The organism is Streptomyces regalis, from assembly GCF_001509475.1.
Classification (GTDB): domain Bacteria; phylum Actinomycetota; class Actinomycetes; order Streptomycetales; family Streptomycetaceae; genus Streptomyces; species Streptomyces regalis.
Window position 1 is genome coordinate 17,999 of record NZ_LLZG01000420.1, and the last position, 18,600, is coordinate 36,598.

Here is an 18,600-nt window from a genome sequence, read left to right on the forward strand (position 1 = left end):
ATGCGCATCGCTGTCGTCGGCGGCGGCCCCGGAGGGCTGTTCTTCGCCGCGCTGATCCGGCAGGCCGACCCGTCCGTCGAGGTCACGGTCTTCGAACGCAACCGGGCCGACGACGCGTTCGGCTTCGGCGTGGTGTTCTCCGACCGTACGCTCGCCGGCATCCACGCGGCCGACCCCGTGCTCCGTGAGGCGCTGGACGCGCACGGCCGGCACTGGGACGACATCGAGGTCCGGCTGAAGGGCGAGCGGATCCGCTGCGGCGGCAACGGCATGGCCGCGATCGTCCGGCGCACCCTGCTGGCGCTGCTCCAGGAGCGGGCGCGCGGCCTGGGCGCGGACCTGCGCTTCGAGACCGAGGTCGGCCTCGACGACCTGGCCGGCTACGACCTCGTGGTCGCCGCAGACGGCACGTCGTCGCGGATCCGCACGGCGCTCGAGGCACGCCTTGAGCCGACGGTCGAGACGGCGACGGCGAAGTTCATCTGGTTCGGCACGGACTACATGTTCGACGGGCTCACCTTCGTCCACCAACGCGGCCCGCACGGTGTGTTCGCCGTGCACGGCTACCCCATCAGCGCGGAGGTGAGCACCTTCATCGTCGAGACCGACGAGGAGTCCTGGCGGGCGGCCGGGCTGGACGCGTTCGACGTCACCCAGCCACCGGGAGCGAGCGACCTCACCAGCAAGGCGTACCTGGAGGAGCTGTTCGCCGAGCAGATCGAGGGACACCGGCTGCTGGTGAACAACTCCCGCTGGGGCAACTTCCGCACCCGGCGCACCCGTCACTGGTACGCCACCGAGCCGCGCCCGGTGGTCCTGCTCGGCGACGCCGCGCACACCGCGCACTTCTCCGTGGGATCCGGCACGAAGATGGCCATGGAGGACGCGATCGCGCTCGCGGCGGCCCTCACCAAGCAGGGCGACGACCTCCCGGCGGCGCTGGCCGCCTACGAGGCGGCGGCCCGTCCCTCGGTCGAGGCGATCCAGGGCGCGGCCCGCCCCAGTCTGGGCTGGTGGGAGCACTTCGGCGAGTACCACGACGCCTTCGAGCCCTGGCAGTTCGCCTACCACTTCCTCTCCCGCAGCATCACCGACGCACGGCTGGCCCGGCGGGCACCGGACTTCGTCCGCGACAGCCACGACCGGTGGCAGGCGCACCACGGCGGTGCCGAACCCCTGGACACCCCGTTCGACCTCGGCACAGGCGGGCTGCCCAGCCGGGTCATGCTGGTCGAGCCCGACGGCACCACCGCGGTGGGCGGCACCGGAGACCCGCTGCCCCTGCGGGCGTCCGCGCCCGACACACCGGGGCACTGGGGCGCCCGGATCACGGCCCCGGACGACGAATCCGGCCTCGCCGCGGCCTACGCGCTCCTCGCCGACCTCGCCGGCGCCGGTCCGCTGCTGGTCGCCGTACACGGCGGTACGGCCCACACCCGCGCCCTGCTCACCGAGCGGACCCGCCTGCACCACGGCCTGCCCGCGCTCCTGGTGGACGATGCGATGGACCGCGACCGCGCGGTGACGGCGGTGCTGTCCGGGCGGACGGATCTGGTGGGCGGGGCTGCCGAGACGGTGGCGGCGTGGGAGGTGGCCCGATGACGGACGCGGTACAGCACGAAGCGCCGGAAACGGCACCGGGCGCTGCCACCGACGAGGACCTCGGTGTGCTCTTCGCCCCGCGCGGCATCGCCGTCATCGGCGCCTCCCGCGACCCGGGCAAGCTGGGTGCGGCGCTGGCCCGTTCGGTCGCCGGGTTCTCCGGGCATGTGGCGCTGGTCAACGCGCGGCGGCCCGAGCCGTCCGCCGGGATCTACGGTTCCGTCGCCGAGGCCGCCGAGCACGGACCCGTAGACCTCGCACTGGTCTGCCTCCCGGCCCGGGCCTGCGCGGACGCCGTCGCCGAGGCTGCCAAGGCCGGGGCGCGGGCCGCCGTGGTGTACGGGGGCGGGTTCGCCGAGGCCGGACCGGAGGGCGAGCGGTACCAGCGTGAGCTGGCCGACGTGGTCGCGCGCACCGGCATCCGGCTGCTCGGCCCGAACACCTCCGGGTTCCTCGCGCCGGGCCTCACGGCGAGTTTCGTGCCGGGCGCCGCCGATGTGCCCGCCGGCCGGATCGCGGTCGTGGCGGCCAGCGGTGGCGTGAACCACGCGCTGGCGTTCCTGCTCACCGAGGCCGGACACGGAGTGAGCCTCGCAGTCGGGCTCGGCAACGGCGTGGACGTCACGGCCGCCGACGTCCTGGAGCACCTGACCACTGACCCGCACACCAGCGCCGTCGCCCTGCACCTCGAGTCCGTCGCCGACGGACGCCGGCTGACCGACGCGGTGGCCCGGCTCGCCGCGACCCGCCCGGTCGTCGCGCTCGTCGTCGGCCGCCATGACGTCGGCGCCTTCGCCGCCTCCCACACCGGCGCCCTCGCCACCTCCTGGCGCACCACCCGCGCCGCCCTCGCCCAGGCGGGAGCCGTGCTGGTGGACGACGAACGCGAACTGGTCGACGCGGTCGGCGCCCTGTCCCTCGTACGACTGCCCGCGTCCGCCGACCCGGGCGTGGGCGTGGTGACCGCGCAGGCCGGGCCGGGGCTGTTGCTCCTGGACCAGCTGCGGGGCCGCCGCGCCGCCGTGCCCGAGCTGGCCGAGGACACTCGGCGCGCACTCGCCGCCGTCCTGCCCCCGCTGACCTACCAGGCCAACCCGGTGGACACCGGCCGCCCCGGCCCCGGCTTCGCCGCCGTGCTCCAGGCGGTGGCCGCCGACGCGGCCGTGGACCTGATCGCCGGGTACGCGCTGCACGAGCCGGGCGCGTTCGACCTGGTCGAGGCCGTGGCGGCGGCCGGCGACAGCGTGCCGCTGCTGCTGGCGGTCGGCGGCACGGGCGACGGCGTACGGCGCGTGCGCCGTGCCCTGCTCGACCGGGGCGTCCCGGTCACCGGCGACCCGCACGGGCTCGCCGCCATGACCGGCGCCCTGCTGGCCGACGCCCGCGCCCGCAGCCGTACGACGGCCGAGGCCGCCCCGGTCGCCCCGACGCGCCCGGACGTGGGCCCCGGACCCTGGGACGAGGACCAGGCCAAGACACTCCTGGACCGCCTGGGCGTATCGACCATGCCGCGCCGCGCCTGCGCCGACCGCACCGAGGCCCACCGGGCGCTCGCCGAACTGCCCGGCCCGGTCGCGGTCAAGCTCCTGGACGCGGCCGTCCTGCACAAGACCGAGATCGGCGGAGTCCGCCTCGGCGTCCGCACACCGCAGGAGCTGGACACCGCCCTCGACGCGCTCGAAGCGGCGGGAGCCCGACGCTTCCTGGTCGAGTCGATGGCACCGGCAGGAGTCGACCTCGTCGTCGGCGCCCGCCGCGACCCCGTGTTCGGCCCCGTCGTCCTGGCCGGCCTGGGCGGTACGACCGCCGAGGCACTCGCCGACGTGGCCCTCCGCCTCGCCCCGCTCAGCCGCGAGGAAGCCGCCGGCATGCCCGCCGAGCTGGCCGGACGCGCCCTCCTCGACGGCTGGCGCGGCGGTCCCGCCCTCGACCACCTCGCGCTCGGCGAGGTGGTCGAGGCCCTCGGCGACCTGCTCGTCGCCCACCCCGAACTCGCCGAGATCGAAATCAACCCACTGCGGCTGACCGCCCAGGGCCTCGTGGCGCTGGATGCTGTATGTATCGCCGCTTCAAGCCACTGCACCGGAGGTGGTGACTGATGGCCGCACCCATCAGCGAAGGCACGGTTCCCTGGCCCGACGCCGACGCCGCCCGCTATGTGGCCGCCGGGTACTGGGCCGGCCGCCCGCTGGGCGACCTGCTGCGCGAGAGCGCCGAGCGCTCGCCCGACGTCACCGCGCTCGTCGACGGCGAACTGCGGCTGACCTACGCCGAGTTGGCCGACCGCGCCGACGCGACGGCCGCCCGCCTGCTGGACCTCGGCCTTGCCGCCGGGGACCGCATCCTGGTCCAGCTGCCCAATGGCTGGGAGTTCACCGTCCTGACCTGGGCCTGCCTGCGCGCCGGGATCGTCCCCGTCATGGCGCTGCCCGCCCACCGCCGCCTCGAACTGGCCTACCTCGCCGCCCACTCCGAGGCCGCCGCCATCGCCGTACCCGACCGGCTGCGCGACTTCGACCACCAGGCGCTCGCGCACGAGCTGGGCAAGGAGCTCCCCGGACCCTGGCACGTCCTGGTGGCGGGGGAGGAGATCGCTGCCGGCAGCCTGGACCTACGAGCCCTGTGCGCGCCCGGCGAGGATCCGGCGGCCGACCGCGCGCGGCTGGACGCCGCCGCCCCCGGCAGCCGCGACGTCGCGGTGTTCCTGCTGTCCGGCGGCACCACCGGTCTGCCCAAGCTGATCGCCCGCACCCACGACGACTACGCCTGCAACGCCCGCGTGAGCGCCGAGGTCAGCGGCGTCGACGCCGATACCGTCTACCTGGTGGGCCTGCCCGCCGGACACAACTTCCCCCTCGCGTGCCCCGGAATCCTCGGCACCCTGCTGGCCGGCGGCCGCGTGGTCATGCTGCCCAGCCCGGAACCGGTCCGCGCCTTCGCCACCGTCGCGGCGGAGGGGGTGACCCACACCGCCGTCGTCCCCGCCGTCGCCGGACGCTGGCTCGAACACGCCGAGCGGCACGGCGCGCAGGAGATGAGCAGCCTGCGGGTGCTCCAGGTCGGCGGATCCCGGCTCGCCGACGAACTCGCCCGCCGTATCCGCCCGGTCCTCGGCACGACCCTCCAACAGGTGTTCGGCATGGCCGAGGGCCTGCTGAACTACACCCGCCTCGACGACCCCGAGGACGTCATCTGCACCACCCAGGGGCGCCCCATGTGCCCGGACGACGAGGTACGGCTCGTCGACGAACTCGACAGGGACGTCCCCGGCGGCGAGCCCGGCTCCCTGCTCACCCGCGGCCCCTACACCCCTCGCGGCTACTACCGGGCCCCCGAGCACAACAAGCGGGCCTTCACCGCCGACGGCTGGTACCGCAGCGGCGACATCTGCCGGCTCACCCCGGAGGGCAACCTCGTCGTCGAGGGCCGCGACAAGGACATGATCAACCGGGGTGGGGAGAAGGTCTCCGCGGAGGAGATCGAGAACCTCGTCTACCGGCTCACCGACGTCAGCCAGGTCGCCGCCGTGGCCATGCCCGACCCGGAACTGGGCGAACGGGTCTGCCTCTACGTCGTCACCGGACCGGGCCGGCGCGACCTGACGCTCGACGAGATCCGCGCCGCCCTGGAGGAGGTCGGGGTCGCCCGCTTCAAGCTGCCCGAGCACCTCGTGGTGGTCGAGGAGCTGGCGTCCACCAAGGTCGGCAAGATCGACAAGAAGGCGCTTCGGGCGGACATCGCGTCCCGGGTCGTGGGGAGCACCGCATGACGAGCCAGGACCGCCGGGACCGTCACGACCTTACGGTCACCCTGCCCTGGATGCGCGAGGGCACGGCCCGTCTGCTCTCCGCCGCCGACCGGCTCACCGACGACGACCTGAACGCGCCGACCGCCCTCCCCGGCTGGACCCGAGCCCATGTCGTCGGCCACCTGGCCCGCAACGCCGAGGCCCTGGGCCGGCTCGTGGCCTGGGCGCGAACCGGTGTGGTCACTCCCATGTACGCCGACCGTGAGCAGCGCGCCGCCGAGATCGATTCCTCGGCGGCGCTCGGGCCCGACGTACTGCGTGTGCAGTTGAAGTCCACGGCCGCGGAACTGGACGAGGCGCTGGCCGCCCTGGACGCGCCTGCCTGGCGGGCCGAGGTCAAAAGCGCCCTGGGCCGGACCATTCCCGCCGCCGAGATCCCCTGGATGCGGGTGCGCGAGGTGTGGCTGCACGCCATCGACCTCGCGGCCGGGGTGACCTTCGCGGACCTGCCCGCCGACCTGGTCGACACCCTGCTGGACGACGTGACGGCCGCCCTCTCCACCCGCTCAGGCTGCCCCGCGGTCCGCCTCACCCCGACCGACCGCACCGCCACCTGGCACCTGGGCCCGGCCACCCCCGAGCCGCCCGCCCTCGCCGAGGCCCCGGCCGCGGACCTGCTGGCCTGGGCAACCGGACGCACGGCGCGGCCGGATCTCGTCGCCCTGCCCGCGTGGCTGTGACCAGGGGGCGGCGCATTGCCGCCCCCTGCCTCCGGCCCTGGCTTGCGACCCTCTGTATGGCGCCCAGTTGCCGTGCCTCGTGATGGAGTACGTCGACGGGAGCGACCCTGCGTGACGCCCTGTACCCCTGGCCGCCGTTGGCCGTGAACCGTGCCCTTCAGGTGACGGCCAGACGGCCGTCAGAGGCCGAACTCCTGGGGTGACAGGTTGAGCACCGAGCACGCCTCGCGCAGGGCCTGCTCCTCCGCCGGAGCGACGTACCCGTCCGCACCCGCGACGACGAACCCGGTCTGTACGACCGCCCGGGCCTCCGTCGGCTTCTTCGCGGCCTTCGCGATCTCCTGCAGGACTTCGGCCTTGCCCTGCTGGAAGTTGAACGCCAGCTGGTCGACGTGCTTGTTGAAGCGCTGCCGCAGCTGTTCGGACGGGAAGTTCTGCAGGACGTCGTTGTTGAGGATCAGCGACTCCACATGCTGCCGCTCGGCCGGGTCGACATGCCCGTCGGCCGCGGCGACCAGGGCGCACATGGCCATGCTGGCGTCCCGGTAGGCGCCGCTCTTCAACTCCGTCTTGAGCGAGGTGAGCTGGGACTTGAGCGTGTTCACCAGCTGGGCCTTGGATCCCCCGGAGGACCCCGAACCCGGCCGGCCGTGTCCACCGGAGGAGGCGCCCCGCGCCCCCTGCGCCTGCTGCTGCAGACCCTTCGCCTGGTCCTTGATCCGATCCCACATCGCCATCCGTGCCACCTCGGCTTGAGCCCGTGTCGTTCCGGTCGTCCGCGTGAGTACCGCGCGTCCTCCTGGCAACTCCTGCGAGCCCGCCGAAGTTCCAGCCACCGATCACCGATCACCGATCGAATACCGGCCGGGTGGTGCGGTTGCGGTGTACGTGGACTGGCGGGGGGGGGCCCGCCCCTCTCTTGTCCCCCCCGCCCCCAGCCGGGGTTTTGGGGGGGGGGCCCGCCGCCTCCCCGAACGGGGGGGGGGCGGTGGCGCATGCGCACGAGAAGTCCTAGCCGCCCCGGCGCTCAGCCCGCGGCGCCGTGCTCCGGCGCTGCACGAGTCGGGTCGGGACGAGGGTGGTGCCGTGTGCGGTGCCGGTGTGCCGCAGTTTGCTGAGGACGCCCTCGACGCAGAGGCGTCCCACTTCGGCGAAGTCCTGGTGGATGGTGGTCAGCGGGGGCAGGAAGGACGCGGACTCGGGGATGTCGTCGAAGCCGATGACGCTGACGTCGTCGGGAACCCTCCGGCCGCGTTCGTGCAGGGCGCGCAGCAGGCCGAGTGCCATCTGGTCGTTGGCGGCGAACACCGCGGTGCAGTCGGGCTGTTCGGCGAGGCGGAGGCCGGCCCGGTAGCCGGATTCCGCCGACCAGTCGCCGCGCACCAGGGGCGGCGGGACCGCGCCTGCCTCCGTGAGCGTGGAGCGCCACGCGTTGGCCCGGCGCTGGGCGGCGAAGGAGTCCTCCGGGCCGGCCAGGTGCCACACCGTGTCGTGGCCGAGGTCCAGCAGATGCCGTACGGCGTCGCGGGCGCCGCCCGCCTGGTCGGTGTCGACCACGGTGTAGCGGTCGCCGGCGTCGGAGTCGGCCACCACGACCTGGACGCCGGGCGGCAGCGAGACCGTCGCCGCGTCGAGCAGATGGATCTCCATGATGACGATGACGGCGTCCACGGCGAGTTCCCCGAGCCGGGAGAAGGCGCCGTTCACCTCGTCCTGGGTGGGGACGGCGACGGGCAGGAGCGTGACGGCGTAACCGTGCTGGGCGGCGGAGGTCGCGATCGCCTCCAGGGTGCGGATGTTGCCCATGGTGGAGAGGGAGAACGTGATCACGCCGAGGGTGCGGAACTCGCCGCGTTTGAGCGCCCGTGCGGCGCTGTTGGGCCGGTAGCCCAGCTCCCGCATCGCGGCCAGGACCTGCCGGCGGGTCTCCTCGGTCACGCCGGGGAAGCCGTTGGAGACGCGGGAGACCGTCTGGGAGGAGACGCCGGCGAGTTGGGCGACGTCGGCCATGGAGGCGCCCTGGCGGGGGCGGGCGGCACGTTTTCTCGTACGGCTCGTGCCCACGGGTTCTCTCCCACCGTCCACTGCGCCCACCTGCCCCTCGTCCCCTGGCCGCACTACCCGCGCGAATTTCGGTCCGGAACTACTCCTTGACCCCTGAGATTCGGACAGTGTAGACATCCCGCCAGTGGATGTTTACGTAAACATTGCCTAGTCGAAATCGTACGAGAAGACACCGAACCCGTACCAGTCGCACCACGTAGGCCCCGATCTCTGCGTCCGCCGGGACGCGCGGCACGCAGAAGAGCTGGAGTACTCGAGATGGCAGACCGCACCCGTAAGAGAAGGCTCCTGGGGGCCATCGGCGTCACCCTGGCGACCGGAACCGTCCTGGCCACGACCACGCTGCCCGCCGCGCACGCCGAGACGACCCAGGCCGCCGCCGCGGTCACCGTCCGGCCCGACCCCTCCTACAAGCACGAGAAGTTCGAGGGCTGGGGCACCAGCCTGGTCTGGTTCGCCAACGCCACCGGCGACTACCCGCCCGCGATACGCGAGAAGCTGGCCGAGCTCCTCTTCGGGGACGACGGCCTCGCCCTGAACATCGCCCGCTACAACATCGGTGGCGGCAACGCCCCGGACGTCAAGGACTACCTGCGGGCCGGCGGCGCGGTCGAGGGCTGGTGGAAGGCCCCGGCGGGCACCACCCGCGAGGACGTCGACTGGTGGGACGCCGACGACCCCGCCGACTGGAACAACAAGGCCGACAAGACGCAGCGCTGGTGGGTCGACCGCATCAAGAAGGACATCACCCACTGGGAGACCTTCAGCAACTCCCCGCCGTGGTTCATGACCGAGAGCGGCTACGTCTCCGGCAACTTCGACGCGGGCAAGGACCAGCTCAAGACCGAGTCCGTCGACGACTTCGCCAAGTACCTGGTGGGCGCCACCGAACGCCTTGAGAAGGCACACGGCATCGAGGTCGACACCCTCGACCCGTTCAACGAGCCGAACACCAACTACTGGGGCACCAAGCTCGGCGCGGACGGCGAGCCCGTCGGCGGCCGTCAGGAGGGCGCCCACATCGGCCCCGAGCTCCAGCAGAAGGTGATCCGCGCGCTGGCCCCGACCCTGGCCGAGTCCCGTACCGACGCGGAGATCTCCGCGATGGACGAGACCAACCCCGGCACCTTCGCCACCAACTGGAACTCCTACCCCCAGGAGGTCCGCGACCTCGTCGGCCAGATGAACGTCCACACCTACGGCACCAGCCAGCGCACCACCGTGCGCGACCTGGCCAAGGCGGCCGACAAGCCGCTGTGGATGAGCGAGGTCGAGGGCGACTGGGGCGACGGCCAGAGCTTCACGGACATGCGGCCCGGCCTCGGCCTCGCCCAGCGCATGGTCGACGACCTGCGCGAACTGGAGCCCCGCGCCTGGGTGTTCTGGCAGCCCGTCGAGGACTACGACAACATGAAGCCGGGCGGCGAGTCCGCCAAGGGCGGCAACTGGGGCGAGATCCAGCTGTCGTTCAGCTGCACCTCGAAGGACACGCTCGAATCCTGCCCGATCTACACCAACACCAAGTTCGACACCGCCCGGAACTTCACCCACTACATCAAGCCCGGCGACCGGCTGATCAAGACGAACGACACCTCCAGCACCGTGGCGGTCTCCCGCAAGGGCGACGCGGCGACCGTCGTCCACGTCAACAGCACCACCGAGGCGCGAGAGGTCACCCTCGACCTGTCGAAGTTCGGCCGTATCTCCTCCCGTGCCACCGTCACCCCGGTGGTGACCAGCGCCGACGGCAAGCTGGAGCAGCAGGAGGCGGTCCGGGTCACCGGCAAGCAGGCCACCGTCAACGTGCCCGCCCAGTCCGTGACGTCCTTCCTGGTCAAGGGCGTGTCCGGGGTCGCCGCGGACGCGGCCGAGCTGCAGAAGGGGCACACCTACCGGCTGACCGGCGTCCAGAGCGGCAAGGACCTCACCATCGCCGACAACGGCACCGGCCTGGTCATCAAGAGCGCCAACGCCTCCGACCCGAGCGGTCAGCAGTGGAGGCTCGAGCAGATCAGCGGCACCGACAACCGCAAGCGGTACGCCTTCACGGAGGCGACCGCAGGAAAGCGCCTGGCGGTGCGCGACGGCGCCCTGGTGGCCGAGCCCGACGAGGGCACCTGCGACAGCGCCGCCCAGTGGATCATGTCGTCGACCGGCGACGGCACCTGGACCCTCGTCAACGCCGCCACGGGCCGCCTCGCGGACGTCGGGGGCCAGTCCACGAGCGACGGCGCCTCCGTCGGCGTGTGGTTGGCGAACTCCGGCGCCAACCAGCGCTGGACGGTGACCGACGTGACGGGTGACGACACCGCGCGCACCGAGTAGCGCGTCAGCCCCCGGCTCCTCCCCACGCGCAGGGGGAGGAGCCGGGGGCTTTCACTGGTCCGAATAGCCGATGTCCCCGATGGTCCAGGCGCTCACGTCCGCCAGTGCGACGCGGTACATGCCTCCCGTGTCGGGGATGCCGAAGCTGCCCTGGAGAATCCGGGCGACGTGGAAGTGGAGGTGGGTGGGCTTGTCACCGTGCTCCGGCCGGCGGTCGCCGGCGTCCTGGGGCGAGGTGAACGCGGCGGCGAACTGCCCCAGGTGCTCGGAGTCCCGCAGGACTTCGGCCACCCGCTCCTTCCACAGGGCTTCCGGGGCCAACCGTCCCGTGATGACGGCTCCCGGGACCACCACGGTCAGGGACATCTGGCTGCTGTGCCGCGACTCCACCATCGCGGCGATCGCGACGAGCAGGTCGTCAGGGTGAGTCATGTCTCACGAGCCTAGCCCGATGACGGGCGCCGGGGCGCGCCGGGAGCCGAGGCGTCACCAGCCCAGCGCACCTTCGTCGGCTCGCGCATCCCGGGCCGGCTCGGCGGGCGGCGCATCGTGGCAGGTGAAGCCGAGTCGGGTCAGTGCCCGGCGCATCTCACCTGCGGTGAAGTCGCGGCGGTTCTGCTTGGTGATGACTTCCCCGACCTGCATCACGGGGTAGACGCGGTGGTCGATGGTCACGGCCACGCCGACGACGGGTTCGGGCGTGATGCCGCTCATCGAGTGCTCGACCTCGCTCTTGATCAGGTCGAAGGGGAAACGGGCGATGACACAGCGCATGGATGCCTCCACAGAGTTGGGCGAGGAACACCGGAAGGGACCGACCGCGCGCGGCGGTCAGCAGATGAGAGCGAGGACGCCCAGGGCGTAGCCGTGTTCGTCGATCACGGGGGACACGTCCAGGGTGCGGACCCGCATGGCGTCCTCCGCCTCGCTGAGTACGGCCACGGACGAGGTGAACGGTCCGCGGTCGAGCGGGATGTCCCGCAGCCGCGTCCGGTCGCCGTACGACGAGCCGCCGCGGTGCGCGGAGAGCTGGGCCCGGGTGACCAGACCCGCACACCGACCGTCGGCGTCCTTCAGGAGCAGGTGCGGGGCACGGGCACTGATGAGCACGGACAGGGCCACGTCGACGGTCATGTGGTCGTCCACCTGGGGCCCGGGAGCGTGCATGGCGTCCCGGGCGGTCAGGCCGGTGCCGTCCGGCGTGCCGGCCTGCCGTGTGCGGGGCGGAATCGGCGTCAAGGGCTTCTCCTCTTCGTCGGGGCGGGCAGGACGGGCGAAGGCCGGCCCCGACCGTCGGGAGTGAGTCCCGATGCCTGGGCTACGGGTTGTTCCTCGGGGTGGAGCGACGGGACCGTCCGGTGCTACGTCCGCCACCGCCGCGTCCGGCACCCCGCCCGCCTTCACCACGGCCGGCAGACTGCCCCCGCCGACCGCGGCCGGCGGACTTCGGGCGCTCGCTCTGCTCCGGGACCGCCGGCGGGAGGGTCACGGGCACGCCGGAGGGGGTCCGGGCGCCGGTGATGCGCTGCAGTTCGGCCTCGCCCGGGCGGACCCGGGCGGAACGCGGCGTGATACCGGCGTCGGCCATCAGACGGTCCATCGCGCGACGCTGGTGCGGCAGGACAAGGGTGACGACGGTGCCGGACTCACCGGCGCGGGCGGTACGGCCGCCGCGGTGCAGATAGTCCTTGTGGTCGCCGGGAGGGTCGACGTTCACGACGAGGTCGAGGTCGTCGACGTGGATCCCGCGGGCGGCGACGTTGGTGGCCACCAGGACCGTGACCTGGCCGTCCTTGAACCGGGCGAGCGTCCGGTTGCGCTGCGGCTGGGACTTGCCGCCGTGCAGGGCCGAGGCCCGCACACCGACGGACAGCAGGTGCTTGGCCAGCCGGTCCGCCGCGTGCTTGGTGTCCAGGAACATGATCACCCGTCCGTCGCGGGCGGCGATCTCGGTCGCGGTGGCGTGCTTGTCGGCGTCGTGCACGTGCAGCAGATGGTGCTCCATGGTGCTGACGGCGCCCGCGGACGGGTCGACCGAGTGCACCACGGGGTCGTGGAGATAGCGGCGCACCAGGAGGTCGATGTTGCGGTCGAGGGTGGCCGAGAACAGCAACCGCTGGCCGTCGGGCCCGACTTGGTCGAGCAGCGCGGTCACCTGCGGCATGAAGCCCATGTCGGCCATCTGGTCGGCCTCGTCCAGAACGGTGACCGTGACCTGGTCCAGCCGGCAGTCGCCCCGCTCGATGAGGTCCTTGAGGCGGCCGGGCGTCGCCACGACGACCTCGGCACCGCCGCGCAGCGCACTCGCCTGGCGGCCGATTCCCATGCCGCCCACCACCGTGGCGAGCCGCAGGCGCAGCGCGTGGGCGTAGGGGGTGAGCGAGTCGGTGACCTGCTGGGCCAGTTCCCGGGTGGGGACGAGGACGAGGGCGAGCGGCTGCCGGGGCTGGGCCCGCTGCCCGTCCAGCCGGGCCAGCACGGCCAGGCCGAAGGCGAGCGTCTTGCCCGACCCCGTGCGGCCGCGGCCCAGGACGTCCCGTCCGGCGAGCGCGTTCGGCAGCGTGGCCGCCTGGATCGGGAAGGGCACGCTGACGCCCTCGGCGCCGAGCGCGGCCAGCAGACGGTCGGGCAGGTTCAGTTCGGCGAACGTCTCGACCGCCGGCAGCGGTTCGGTGAGGGTGACCGGCAGGGTGAACTCCTGCGGTCGGGCGGCGGAGCGTGCACGAGGGCTCTGCCGACCGGTCTCCTGCGCGCGCGAGCGGCTGCCGCGAGCGCTGCCCGCCGAGCGGGTGGAATTTCTGCCGGTACGGAGGCGACCTGAGTTGCCGCCTGTACTACGGGTGCGGTTCATTGAGGAACCTTCCTCGATACGGCGTATCGAGGAAGTCCGACCGAGCGATGACGAGCCGCGCGCGGATTCACAAGAATGAGCCGAGGGAATGCGAAAGGCCGCTCGGCGCTGAAGCCGGGGCAGTCAGTAATCCGGGAACTCCGGGTACTCCGGGAACAATGGGTACGCCGGGAACGCGGGGACAACAATGAGCTGGGACCCGCACCCCAAGAGCGCGGGTCCCAGCCATATGTCGCGTCAGTGTCAGGCGGGAACGATGTTCTCGGCCTGCGGGCCCTTCTGGCCCTGCGTGACGTCGAAGGTAACCTTCTGGCCTTCCTGAAGCTCGCGGAAGCCGGAGGTGGCGATGTTCGAGTAGTGGGCGAACACGTCAGCGCCGCCGCCGTCCTGCTCGATGAAGCCGAAGCCCTTTTCCGCGTTGAACCACTTCACGGTGCCAGATGCCATATTGAATCTCCCTTGGGGGGCAGTGCCGGATTCCGCACTTTACGGATCCGAGTCGCCGCGATGATCACCCCTCCGGAAAGATCCGGAAAGCTCTGCAAAGAAACAAGTCTCTGGCAACCAAAACTGCAACTGCTATCACGCTAACACAGGTCGGGCGGAAGCTGCCCATGTGTTTTCAGACCCGTTCAGAGATTCTCATGCCGCCGCAGTCATTATTTCTGCACTCGCGGGACTAGGTATCCGCGCCGCGCCCGTCCAGCTTCCGGCGCATTTCCCGGTTCCGGCGGAGGGCGTCGTCGAGCTGGTCCTCGAGGGAGACGATGCGGCACGCGGCCTCGACGGGGGTGCCCTGGTCGACGAGCTCACGGGCGCGGGCGGCGATGCGCAACTGGCGGCGGGAGTACCGGCGGTGGCCGCCTTCCGAACGCAGGGGAGTGATCAGGTCGGCTTCGCCGATGGCTCGCAGGAAAGCGGGGCTGGTGCCGAGGACGTCGGCGGCTCGTCCCATGGTGTAGGCGGGATAGTCGTCGTCGTCGAGGTTTCCGGCGACGGGGGCGTTCTCAGCGGGCATGGCACCTTCGTTTCGCGGACGCCGGACAACCCTAACTCCGGCGGGCGGAGTATGTGGTCCCACGGCGACAGACTTTCTCCGGCCGCACCGGCCGGGATCCGAAGGGTCAGCGCATGGGACGCCGGCGGACACGCCGGGATGTCAGCACCGCGAAGAAGGTCACATCGGCCACGAAGAGCAGGACACCGAGGGCCAGCAGATAGCCCAGGTCGTCCGCCACCGCACCGATGACCCCCAGGACGATGGCAACCAGCAGGAGCAGCAGGAACGTCACCATCGAACCGTCACCTCCTGGCGGTCAGCGGCGCGCGAGCTGACGTTCGCCATGGACGCCCGGCTGGTAGGCGAGGTCGTAGTAGCGGAAGATCGTCTCCTCCTGCTCGGCGGGCAGTACGTCGTCCGTCCCGATCGAAGGCGCCTTCCGTACCGTCCCCTTGGTGTGGGGGACCTTGACGTAGCCGGGTCCCAGGACGGCCTCGTCGAGCGGCACGAAGACCAGACGCTGACGAGTCGGCAGGCCTGTGCGGACCGTGGCCATGGCCGGTTCGTCCGTCGTCGTGTTCACGTAGACGGCTTCGAGTGTGCCGATCTTGTGGCCCTTGGGGTCGACCACGTCTTGCTCGCGCCACTCCCGGACGTCGGCCGCGCGGATCATGCCGGCCCCGCGTCATTGCTGCCGATGGGGCGGGAGAGGGGGTCGGCACCGGTGTCGCGGAGGATCTGCCCGGCCCCTTTCCTGTTGTCGGCGCGCACTGCTTCGTCCATCGCCGCGCGCGCCGCGTCGGGCGGCGCGTCCGGCGGTACGACGAGCAGGGAGAAGAGGTCCTGATCGCCCCGGGTGACCAGCACGGTGTGGTCGCCCACGGACGACGCGTCGAGGTGCACGACCCGGCCGTCGACGACGAGGCGGGTCGGCAGTCCGTCCCAGGCGGCCGAGTCCAGGCCGACCCGGGTCAGGGGTCCGAGGCGTTCGGTCAGCGCGCCGACCAGAGCGGGCAGCTCGACGGCGATGTCACGGGAATGCGGCCACCACGCGCCGTCGAGGACTCCCCGACGGTCATGTGTCGTCTCCAGCCGAAGAGGCGCCGTCCCGGGGCTTACGGACTCGTGGACGCCGTCCGCGAGCAGCCCCGTGGCGGGTGGGGGATCGGTACCGGGCACTGTGCTCACCTTGTCCCTGGTCGTCTCGTCCCACGCTACTCCTGCGGCGGGCGGTCGGCCCCGCTCGTCGGTGTGCGCGGGCCGGGCCCGGGACCGGCCGGGAGTACGGTGAAAGTGCCGAGGGCTCTTCGTGCGCCCGTTGCCCCGCGGTGCCGTTCTCGGCGAACCACGACGCCGGGCCGGCCCTGTCCGGACCCGGGGCAGGATCCGCCTCATGCCCCTGAACGTGCCCGACCGGAGGGGCCGGCAAGCGCCGTCGCCCCTGGAAGGGGAACGTATCCGCCCGCTGTCCCGATGGCAGATAGAGGACCGGCACAAGGAACTCGGCGACCTGTACGCGGAGCTCTCCGGGGGCGATCCGCGGGCGTGGAACCAGGCTCGCGAGCTGTTCCTGCACCGACTCTCCGTCGAGGTGCAGCGACCGGGTTTCGCCCTGCTGGTCGCGGAGCGGGGCGTGCCCCAGGGGCCGGCCGAGGCGGGCGGGACCACCGGCGCCGAGGACACCGCCCACCGCGGAGAAGGCGTCGTACTGACGGGATGTGCCTACGGCTTTCCGGTGCACGCGAACGGGCCCTGGTGGCGAGGTCTGGACGGGTACCTCCCGCGGGATCTGCTCCAACTCTCCGCCTCCGGGCGGCTTTTCGCGATCTCCGGGCTCCTCGTCCACTCCCGGGTGCGCACCCAGAACCAGGGCCGTGACTGGAACCTCGCCCGGCGCCTGCAGCGGCGGTTGCTCGCCGACCGCACCGCCACACTCGCCGGCCATCCCGCCGTGCTCGGTGTCACGCTGGTGGACCGCGGCGACACCGCGACCCTTCGGGCCCTACGGTCCTGGGGCTGGCGCTCCGTGCGGGCCGACGCCCGGGACACGCCCCCGGCGGCGCCGTGCCGTGCCCTGGTCATCGGGCCGTGACGGCGTCGGTCGCGCAGGCCGAGTTCGCCTGAGCTAGTCGGCGAACCCGTCGCGCACGTTGTCGAAGACAGGGCGGAACGTGTCCCATTCGGCGTCCGGGGCCGACAGGTAGATGTCGTACTCCCGGCCGCCCGGCGTGCCGTACCCGAGGTCGATGGCGCGGAAGGCGCGGGCGCGGCCATGGAAGGTGAACTCCCACACTGCGGCCGGCTTGTCCTTGAAGGTGGTCTTCTGCATCCGCAGCCTGCGATACGTGGGGTAGTTGGCCTTGGTGTTCGCCTCGATGTCCTTGAAGTGCTCGATGGGGTGCGAGCCGGCCGGGTCCACCATGCCGATGGTGATGCCGGCCAGGCCGGTCGGGTCGGTGTAGGTGACCGCGTCGGCCGCACCCTTGTTGCGCGTCCAGTCGTCCGGTACGGGGAAGGAGACGCCGAGCTGCTTGTCGCGGACCAGGCGGTAGCCGTCGGGGACGGGCGAGGGGGCGGTCGACGGGGTGGGGGCGCTGCTGGTCCTGCGTGAGTCGGCCGCGTCGCCGTCGCCGCCGTCCTGCGACGACACGAAGAGCGCGCCGGCCGCGGCGACCGCGGCCAGGGCGACAGCGACGGCCAGGAGGCTGCGCCGCTTTCGCTTCCGGCCGCCCCGGGGGCCCTTCTCCGGCGGCACGGGCGGGGTCGGCCGTGGCGGGGACGTCTGTGTCGGGGCTGTCGGCGCTGTGTCCTGGGTCCCGTCATGGGTGCCGTGGGTGCCATGGGCGACCCCGGCCGACAGCGTGGTCGTCGAGCCGCCGGACCAGGTGGCCTGCAGGGCCCGTTCCGTCTGCTCCGCCGTGGGCCGGTCCTCGGGGTTCTTCGACAGCAGGATCTCGATGAGCGGTTCCAGCGGACCGGCCTGCCGCATCGGCGCCAGCGGGTCCACGGCGATGGCGTACGCCGTCTCCATGGCGGTGTCCCGGCGGTACGGCGGCCTGCCCTCGACCGCCTGGTACAGCGTCGCGCCCAGCGACCACAGGTCGGAGGAGGGGCCGGGCTTCTGGCCGCGGATCCGCTCCGGGGCCATGAAGTCGATGGAGCCGACCATCTCCCCGGTCTGCGTGAGCGTCGAGGCGCCGGCGGTCTGCGCGATGCCGAAGTCGGTGAGGACCACCCGGCCGCCGGCGCCGAGCAGGACGTTGCCGGGCTTGATGTCGCGGTGCAGGACTCCGGCGGCGTGCGCGGCCCTGACGGCGGCGATCATGCCGAGGCCGATGCGGGCGGCCTCCTCGGGCGGCAGGGTGTGGCCGCCCTTGAGGACGTCGCCGAGGGTGGGCGCGGGGACGTACTCCATGACGATGCAGGGCCGGCCGTCGTCCTCGACGACGTCGTGCACGACGACCACGTTGGGGTGGACCACCCGGGCGGCGCTGCGCGCCTCGCGGCGGGTGCGCTCGTAGAGCGTGGCGACCTCGCTGTCCGACAGATGCGGATGCGTGTGGAGCCGCTTGAGTGCGACTCGGCGTGCGAGCACCTCGTCCTCGGCCAGCCATACGGTGCCCATACCGCCGCTGCCGACGGGCTCGACGAGCCGGTAACGCCCGGCGACCAGCCGCCCTTCGTCCGCCACAGCCCTGCCCTCCGCCTGCTCTGCCCCCTTCGTGTCACTTCGCCCTGCACAGTAACCGACCTTGTTGAGAGACCGGAGGCCGGTCCTCCGAGGAGTCGCTTTTGCACCTCAAAAGTAGTTGCTAGGGTGGGCATACTTGCTCGCCAGGAAAACGTGGGTGACTCCGATGAGTGACAGAGGGCTGCCGGGGCTCGACGAGGTGATCCACCACCCCACCCGGCTGACGCTGACGGCGTTTCTGTCGGGTTGCGCCGAGGCCGAGTTCGGGGCCGTACGGGACTACTGCCAGGTCTCCGACGCCAGCGTCAGCCGGATCACCTCCGCGCTGGAGGCGGCCGGATATGTACAGGCACGCAAAGGCTACGTCGGCAAACGCCCGCGAACCTGGCTCGCGCTCACGCCCGCCGGGCGCGAGGCCCTGAGCCGCCATCTCGCTGCGCTGCAGGACCTCGCGGCCTCGGCCAGTCAGGCGGGAATGCGCATCTGCGCGCCCCCGGACCGGGACTGAGTCCGTAGGCCGTATCGACAGGCAACCGGCAGTGCCTCAGTAGAACCGGAGGGCCGTCAAGGGATGTGCCG

The 18,600-nt window shown here is 72.2% G+C and carries 19 protein-coding genes; 7 read left to right on the plus strand and 12 right to left on the minus strand.

Annotated elements, in window-relative coordinates:
- From ADL12_RS48230 to ADL12_RS48245, 4 genes are read left to right on the plus strand one after another with little or no spacing between them, the layout of a single operon-like run.
- Nucleotides 1–1,602 (plus strand): FAD-dependent monooxygenase, encoded by a 1,602-nt coding sequence (locus ADL12_RS48230; RefSeq protein ID WP_062715582.1) that lies wholly within the window; start codon nucleotides 1–3, stop codon nucleotides 1,600–1,602.
- Complete coding sequence (locus tag ADL12_RS48235) at nucleotides 1,599–3,701, plus strand: acetate--CoA ligase family protein (protein ID WP_079052689.1); 2,103 nt, start codon at nucleotides 1,599–1,601, stop codon at nucleotides 3,699–3,701. The genes ADL12_RS48230 and ADL12_RS48235 overlap by 4 nt, the downstream gene beginning before the upstream one ends.
- Nucleotides 3,701–5,371, plus strand: a complete 1,671-nt coding sequence (locus ADL12_RS48240) for a (2,3-dihydroxybenzoyl)adenylate synthase (protein WP_062715584.1) — start codon at nucleotides 3,701–3,703, stop codon at nucleotides 5,369–5,371. The genes ADL12_RS48235 and ADL12_RS48240 overlap by 1 nt, the downstream gene beginning before the upstream one ends.
- Complete coding sequence (locus ADL12_RS48245; protein WP_062715586.1) at nucleotides 5,368–6,090, plus strand: maleylpyruvate isomerase family mycothiol-dependent enzyme; 723 nt, start codon at nucleotides 5,368–5,370, stop codon at nucleotides 6,088–6,090. Before ADL12_RS48240 ends, ADL12_RS48245 begins: the two co-directional genes overlap by 4 nt.
- A 179-nt stretch (nucleotides 6,091–6,269) precedes the next feature.
- Here ADL12_RS48245 and ADL12_RS48250 read toward each other — a convergent pair whose 3' ends face one another.
- Together ADL12_RS48250 and ADL12_RS48255 are read right to left on the minus strand one after the other, a co-directional pair.
- Nucleotides 6,270–6,827 (minus strand): tellurite resistance TerB family protein, encoded by a 558-nt coding sequence (locus ADL12_RS48250; RefSeq protein WP_062715587.1) that lies wholly within the window; start codon nucleotides 6,825–6,827, stop codon nucleotides 6,270–6,272.
- Between the two features lie 274 nt (nucleotides 6,828–7,101).
- Complete coding sequence (locus ADL12_RS48255) at nucleotides 7,102–8,100, minus strand: LacI family DNA-binding transcriptional regulator (protein WP_062715590.1); 999 nt, start codon at nucleotides 8,098–8,100, stop codon at nucleotides 7,102–7,104.
- Between the two features lie 312 nt (nucleotides 8,101–8,412).
- Between ADL12_RS48255 and ADL12_RS48260 the strand changes: the two genes are divergently transcribed.
- Nucleotides 8,413–10,479 (plus strand): RICIN domain-containing protein, encoded by a 2,067-nt coding sequence (locus ADL12_RS48260; protein ID WP_062715592.1) that lies wholly within the window; start codon nucleotides 8,413–8,415, stop codon nucleotides 10,477–10,479.
- 51 nt (nucleotides 10,480–10,530) lie between these two features.
- On the opposite strand, the gene ADL12_RS48265 is transcribed toward ADL12_RS48260, so the two are convergent.
- From ADL12_RS48265 to ADL12_RS48300, 9 genes are all read right to left on the minus strand, one after another.
- Complete coding sequence (locus ADL12_RS48265) at nucleotides 10,531–10,911, minus strand: hypothetical protein (RefSeq protein ID WP_062715593.1); 381 nt, start codon at nucleotides 10,909–10,911, stop codon at nucleotides 10,531–10,533.
- 54 nt (nucleotides 10,912–10,965) lie between these two features.
- Complete coding sequence (locus tag ADL12_RS48270) at nucleotides 10,966–11,253, minus strand: SCO5918 family protein (RefSeq protein WP_062715596.1); 288 nt, start codon at nucleotides 11,251–11,253, stop codon at nucleotides 10,966–10,968.
- 57 nt (nucleotides 11,254–11,310) lie between these two features.
- Nucleotides 11,311–11,718, minus strand: a complete 408-nt coding sequence (locus ADL12_RS48275) for a CBS domain-containing protein (protein ID WP_062715598.1) — start codon at nucleotides 11,716–11,718, stop codon at nucleotides 11,311–11,313.
- A 79-nt stretch (nucleotides 11,719–11,797) separates the two neighbouring features.
- Entirely contained in the window at nucleotides 11,798–13,330 is a 1,533-nt protein-coding gene (locus tag ADL12_RS48280) for a DEAD/DEAH box helicase (RefSeq protein WP_062715599.1), read from the minus strand.
- 243 nt (nucleotides 13,331–13,573) lie between these two features.
- Nucleotides 13,574–13,777, minus strand: coding sequence for a cold-shock protein (locus tag ADL12_RS48285; RefSeq protein WP_007383480.1), 204 nt, complete (start codon nucleotides 13,775–13,777; stop codon nucleotides 13,574–13,576).
- A gap of 232 nt (nucleotides 13,778–14,009) precedes the next feature.
- The gene (locus ADL12_RS48290; protein ID WP_062715600.1) at nucleotides 14,010–14,348 is read right to left on the minus strand and encodes a MerR family transcriptional regulator; all 339 of its coding nucleotides are present in this window, start codon (nucleotides 14,346–14,348) and stop codon (nucleotides 14,010–14,012) included.
- 106 nt (nucleotides 14,349–14,454) lie between these two features.
- Nucleotides 14,455–14,625: a hypothetical protein gene (locus ADL12_RS55355; RefSeq protein WP_167364487.1), complete on the minus strand. Its 171-nt coding sequence runs from the start codon at nucleotides 14,623–14,625 to the stop codon at nucleotides 14,455–14,457.
- Between the two features lie 21 nt (nucleotides 14,626–14,646).
- On the minus strand, nucleotides 14,647–15,003 hold the full coding sequence (locus ADL12_RS48295; RefSeq protein ID WP_062715601.1) for a PRC-barrel domain-containing protein: 357 nt from the start codon (nucleotides 15,001–15,003) through the stop codon (nucleotides 14,647–14,649).
- Nucleotides 15,000–15,509: a DUF5994 family protein gene (locus ADL12_RS48300; RefSeq protein ID WP_062715602.1), complete on the minus strand. Its 510-nt coding sequence runs from the start codon at nucleotides 15,507–15,509 to the stop codon at nucleotides 15,000–15,002. Before ADL12_RS48300 ends, ADL12_RS48295 begins: the two co-directional genes overlap by 4 nt.
- Before the next feature lie 214 nt (nucleotides 15,510–15,723).
- Between ADL12_RS48300 and ADL12_RS48305 the strand changes: the two genes are divergently transcribed.
- Nucleotides 15,724–16,422: a hypothetical protein gene (locus ADL12_RS48305; protein ID WP_062715603.1), complete on the plus strand. Its 699-nt coding sequence runs from the start codon at nucleotides 15,724–15,726 to the stop codon at nucleotides 16,420–16,422.
- Between the two features lie 33 nt (nucleotides 16,423–16,455).
- On the opposite strand, the gene ADL12_RS48310 is transcribed toward ADL12_RS48305, so the two are convergent.
- On the minus strand, nucleotides 16,456–18,021 hold the full coding sequence (locus tag ADL12_RS48310; protein ID WP_062715604.1) for a serine/threonine-protein kinase: 1,566 nt from the start codon (nucleotides 18,019–18,021) through the stop codon (nucleotides 16,456–16,458).
- Nucleotides 18,022–18,187: 166 nt separating this feature from the next.
- Between ADL12_RS48310 and ADL12_RS48315 the strand changes: the two genes are divergently transcribed.
- The gene (locus ADL12_RS48315; RefSeq protein WP_062715605.1) at nucleotides 18,188–18,529 is read left to right on the plus strand and encodes a transcriptional regulator; all 342 of its coding nucleotides are present in this window, start codon (nucleotides 18,188–18,190) and stop codon (nucleotides 18,527–18,529) included.
- Nucleotides 18,530–18,600 lie beyond the last annotated feature (71 nt).

Coding starts and splice junctions, on each gene's coding strand:
- ADL12_RS48255 (WP_062715590.1), bottom strand. CDS start 8,100: ATGGCCGACGTCGCCCAACTCGCCGGCGTCTCCTCCCAGACGGTCTCC.
- ADL12_RS48295 (WP_062715601.1), bottom strand. CDS start 15,003: ATGATCCGCGCGGCCGACGTCCGGGAGTGGCGCGAGCAAGACGTGGTC.
- ADL12_RS48270 (WP_062715596.1), bottom strand. CDS start 11,253: ATGCGCTGTGTCATCGCCCGTTTCCCCTTCGACCTGATCAAGAGCGAG.
- ADL12_RS55355 (WP_167364487.1), bottom strand. CDS start 14,625: ATGGTGACGTTCCTGCTGCTCCTGCTGGTTGCCATCGTCCTGGGGGTC.
- ADL12_RS48280 (WP_062715599.1), bottom strand. CDS start 13,330: ATGAACCGCACCCGTAGTACAGGCGGCAACTCAGGTCGCCTCCGTACC.
- ADL12_RS48290 (WP_062715600.1), bottom strand. CDS start 14,348: ATGCCCGCTGAGAACGCCCCCGTCGCCGGAAACCTCGACGACGACGAC.
- ADL12_RS48285 (WP_007383480.1), bottom strand. CDS start 13,777: ATGGCATCTGGCACCGTGAAGTGGTTCAACGCGGAAAAGGGCTTCGGC.
- ADL12_RS48260 (WP_062715592.1), top strand. CDS start 8,413: ATGGCAGACCGCACCCGTAAGAGAAGGCTCCTGGGGGCCATCGGCGTC.
- ADL12_RS48235 (WP_079052689.1), top strand. CDS start 1,599: ATGACGGACGCGGTACAGCACGAAGCGCCGGAAACGGCACCGGGCGCT.
- ADL12_RS48305 (WP_062715603.1), top strand. CDS start 15,724: ATGCCCCTGAACGTGCCCGACCGGAGGGGCCGGCAAGCGCCGTCGCCC.
- ADL12_RS48240 (WP_062715584.1), top strand. CDS start 3,701: ATGGCCGCACCCATCAGCGAAGGCACGGTTCCCTGGCCCGACGCCGAC.
- ADL12_RS48250 (WP_062715587.1), bottom strand. CDS start 6,827: ATGGCGATGTGGGATCGGATCAAGGACCAGGCGAAGGGTCTGCAGCAG.
- ADL12_RS48230 (WP_062715582.1), top strand. CDS start 1: ATGCGCATCGCTGTCGTCGGCGGCGGCCCCGGAGGGCTGTTCTTCGCC.
- ADL12_RS48245 (WP_062715586.1), top strand. CDS start 5,368: ATGACGAGCCAGGACCGCCGGGACCGTCACGACCTTACGGTCACCCTG.
- ADL12_RS48265 (WP_062715593.1), bottom strand. CDS start 10,911: ATGACTCACCCTGACGACCTGCTCGTCGCGATCGCCGCGATGGTGGAG.
- ADL12_RS48315 (WP_062715605.1), top strand. CDS start 18,188: ATGAGTGACAGAGGGCTGCCGGGGCTCGACGAGGTGATCCACCACCCC.